This window comes from cf. Phormidesmis sp. LEGE 11477 (genome assembly GCF_015207105.1).
GTDB lineage: Bacteria > Cyanobacteriota > Cyanobacteriia > Phormidesmidales > Phormidesmidaceae > Phormidesmis.
On sequence record NZ_JADEXO010000224.1, the window covers coordinates 1 to 3,003 of the forward strand.

5 protein-coding genes are annotated in these 3,003 nt (G+C 50.2%); 4 read left to right on the plus strand and 1 reads right to left on the minus strand.

Annotated features, from left to right (window positions below; genetic code table 11):
* Window positions 1-39 precede the first annotated feature (39 nt).
* Genes IQ256_RS28710 through IQ256_RS28725 form a run of 4 tightly spaced genes read left to right on the plus strand, consistent with a single transcriptional unit; the run spans window position 40 to window position 2,786 of the window.
* Window positions 40-1,104, plus strand: a complete 1,065-nt coding sequence (locus IQ256_RS28710) for an ABC transporter permease (RefSeq protein WP_228025383.1) — start codon at window positions 40-42, stop codon at window positions 1,102-1,104.
* 47 nt (window positions 1,105-1,151) lie between these two features.
* Window positions 1,152-1,553 (plus strand): hypothetical protein, encoded by a 402-nt coding sequence (locus IQ256_RS28715; RefSeq protein ID WP_228025384.1) that lies wholly within the window; start codon window positions 1,152-1,154, stop codon window positions 1,551-1,553.
* A gap of 34 nt (window positions 1,554-1,587) precedes the next feature.
* Complete coding sequence (locus IQ256_RS28720; RefSeq protein ID WP_193859098.1) at window positions 1,588-2,082, plus strand: GNAT family N-acetyltransferase; 495 nt, start codon at window positions 1,588-1,590, stop codon at window positions 2,080-2,082.
* A 35-nt stretch (window positions 2,083-2,117) separates the two neighbouring features.
* Entirely contained in the window at window positions 2,118-2,786 is a 669-nt protein-coding gene (locus IQ256_RS28725) for a MarC family protein (protein ID WP_193859099.1), read from the plus strand.
* Here the strand turns inward: IQ256_RS28725 and IQ256_RS28730 are convergent.
* Window positions 2,783-3,003, minus strand: a 221-nt coding sequence (locus IQ256_RS28730; protein ID WP_193859100.1) for a hypothetical protein, incomplete at its 5' end; no start/stop codon positions are given. The two genes, IQ256_RS28725 and IQ256_RS28730, sit on opposite strands and share 4 nt — an antisense overlap.

Genomic DNA, 3,003 nt, shown 5'->3' on the forward strand with positions numbered 1-3,003 from the left:
GTCATGAGTTTGCTCACGTATTAAGCGGTGAAATTGGATATGACACCCTCTCAACCCTCTTCTAGCCAGCTATCTGCATCGAACAAAGCCGGCTCGCTGCTGCGTGATTTTTTCTTGGGCGAGACGACTCGCTACATCGTAAAGAGGATATTGCAGGGACTGCTGACGCTGCTACTAGCGACGGCCTTTAGTTTTGTCGTCGTGCAGCTTGCCCCAGGCGACTTTTTGACCCCATTTCGTCAGAATCCGCAGATTTCACCCGAGACGATTGCCGATCTAGAGACTCGTTTTGGTCTAGACCAGCCGGTATGGCAGCAGTATTTTATATGGCTAAGGCAGGTGATCACAGAGTTTGACTTTGGCATTAGCTTTGCCTATCAAAGGCCAGCACTAGAGCTTCTATGGGAACGGGTACCCAATACGATCATACTGTCGGCAGCCTCTATCTTTGTGACCTGGGCGATCGCCATTCCTTTGGGCATTATCAGCGCCGTCAACCAAAATAACATCGTAGACCGGACGCTGCGGGTTTTGAGCTACATTGGCCAGGGCTTTCCAACCATTATCACGGGGCTGCTGCTGCTCTTCTTCGCACAGCTAACGACGCCGCTATTTCCCGTCGGCGGACGCACGAGTCTTTTTCACGAAGATCTCAACTGGATAGGAAAGCTGCTGGATATCGGCTGGCATCTGATTTTGCCGACGCTGGCGCTGAGTATCACTAGCTTTGCGGGCCTGCAAAGGCTGATGCGCGGTCAGCTATTAGATGTACTGCGCCAAGACTATATCCAAACGGCCAGGGCGAAAGGACTTTCAGAGAGCAAGGTGATCTACGTACATGCCCTACGAAATGCGATCAACCCTTTAATCACTATTCTAGGATTTGAATTTTCGAGCTTACTCAGCGGTTCTTTTATTGTGGAGAACTATTTTAGCTGGCCTGGTTTGGGTCAGCTAACGCTAGAGGCTGTGCAGACGCAGGATTTATTCTTAATCATGGCAAGTTTGGTGCTAGGGGCAGTGATGCTGATCTTGGGCAATCTGCTGGCGGACCTAGCGCTATCGTTTGTCGATCCTCGAATCAAGCTATCGCGATTGAATTAGGCTTCGACTGCGCTCAGCCTGCAAGCTAGATGGAATGGATTATCTCTATGAATCAGGCGCGGTCTTTTGCAAGTTTGCTGATTGGCTTTGTTGTTTTTGGCATCGTGCTGTGGATTGCGCGGACGGTGCATCAAGAGCTTGACGATGCTGGATTCGCTCAGACGGTGCTAGTTGGAACGGCGGGCTGGGCGACGGGCTGGCTGGTGGGTTTCTTGATTGCGCCGACGACTAGTCAGGAAATTAAGAAGTTCTCGCAGGCGATGTCTACGATTTCGGCCTTTGCCTGTGGGTTTTTGCTGGCTAAGCTAGAACCGTCTTTGACGCCATTGTTTGAGGACGGCAGGCTGATCAACGAGCCGATCTACGGGATTCGGCTGATGATCTTTATGATTTGTTTTGCGATCGCGGCTATAAATATGTACGTCTACCGCGAAGGAAGACGATATTGATTGTTGAATGAAATCCTAAGAGAAACTTTGATTGATGCTCAATATTGCGATTCGCCCTGCAAGCACTGAGGATGTAGATACACTATGGACCATGCTGATGTATGCAGCGCACGAATCGTCCTTAATAGCAGTGCAGACTAACTCTGACATAGCTCGATATGTTACAGGGTGGGGAAGAAAGGGTGATTTAGGTGTCATTGCAGAGCAGGGCGCAACTGCTGTAGGAGCAGCCTGGGTTCGGCTTTGGTCTGAGGACAATCGCGGGTACGGATATATCGCAGACAACATCCCAGAGCTAGCGATTGCAGTAGCTCCCGAAGTGCGCGGTAGAGGTATCGGAACCGCATTACTCACCAAGATCCTAGAGCTTGTCCAGCCTGAGTTCTCAGCCATATGTTTGAGCACTCGTACAGACAATCCAGCGTTGAGATTATATGAACGGACTGGGTTTGTTCGAGTAGAGGGCTCTGAAGTGATGAATCGAACGGGTGGCGGTTCTCTTACGATGCTATGCAGCTTTAAGCGCTAAACTCTTTTTTTGATGTTCGCTTTTGAGGTCGGCTAATGCCTATCAAAGAATTTGCTGACTTTATTTTGGGAAGTATTGCGGCGCTGTTTCCGGTGATTGATCCGATTGGTAGCGTGCCTATCTTTCTGGTACTGACAGCAGGTGTGCCTGAGTCGCTGCGGCGTATCTATGCTCGGCGGATTGCTCTAAATGTGATTTTTCTGCTAGTAGGCTTTCTACTGGTCGGGGGTACGCTGCTTCGATTCTTTGGAGTCTCACTAGAAGTGGTGCGAATTGCAGGAGGGATTGTGGTGTTCCATGCGGCCTGGAATACGATGAACGCAGAGTCGAAGGTCAGTGAGCTAGAAAATCGGGATGCGACTGATAAAGCAGAGCACCACAAGGATATTTCGTTTATGCCAATGACGATTCCGCTGCTGTCAGGGCCAGGAGCAATTGCGGTGGCTTTAGGACTAGCGGCTGAGGCCAGCCAGGGGACGCAAGGCATTGAAACGGCACGAAATTTGCTGGCGATCGCAACTGCAATTTGTCTAATTGGGCTGATTATCTACGTAGCGATGCGCTCTTCTACTTTATTACTAAAGGTTTTGGGCGCTGGTGGAATTCAGGCACTGAGCCGACTGCTAGGACTATTTGTAATGGCAATTGGCGTACAGCTAATCTTGAACGGGCTAGGTGACTGGATTGAGTCTTTGAATCTCTAGAGGCTCATGAACTCCACGCGGGGGACAAGCGGATCGTTGACGATGCCGACGCCTTTGTAGCTCCAACGATCGCAAATGGATTTTATTTTAGTGCGATCGCAATACTCTACAGAGAATTCAGGGGCGTGTTCGCCTGCGTGTTTGTTGAGGTAGCTGAGGGCGTCGAAGTCGGCTACGAACATGAGTAAAAAGGGATCGGTCGGCTGTTCGGGGTGAG

Excerpts from the sequence above, each read along its gene's own strand:
- IQ256_RS28720 (WP_193859098.1), top strand. The coding sequence starts at position 1,588 with ATGCTCAATATTGCGATTCGCCCTGCAAGCACTGAGGATGTAGATACA.
- IQ256_RS28715 (WP_228025384.1), top strand. The coding sequence starts at position 1,152 with ATGAATCAGGCGCGGTCTTTTGCAAGTTTGCTGATTGGCTTTGTTGTT.
- IQ256_RS28710 (WP_228025383.1), top strand. The coding sequence starts at position 40 with ATGACACCCTCTCAACCCTCTTCTAGCCAGCTATCTGCATCGAACAAA.
- IQ256_RS28725 (WP_193859099.1), top strand. The coding sequence starts at position 2,118 with ATGCCTATCAAAGAATTTGCTGACTTTATTTTGGGAAGTATTGCGGCG.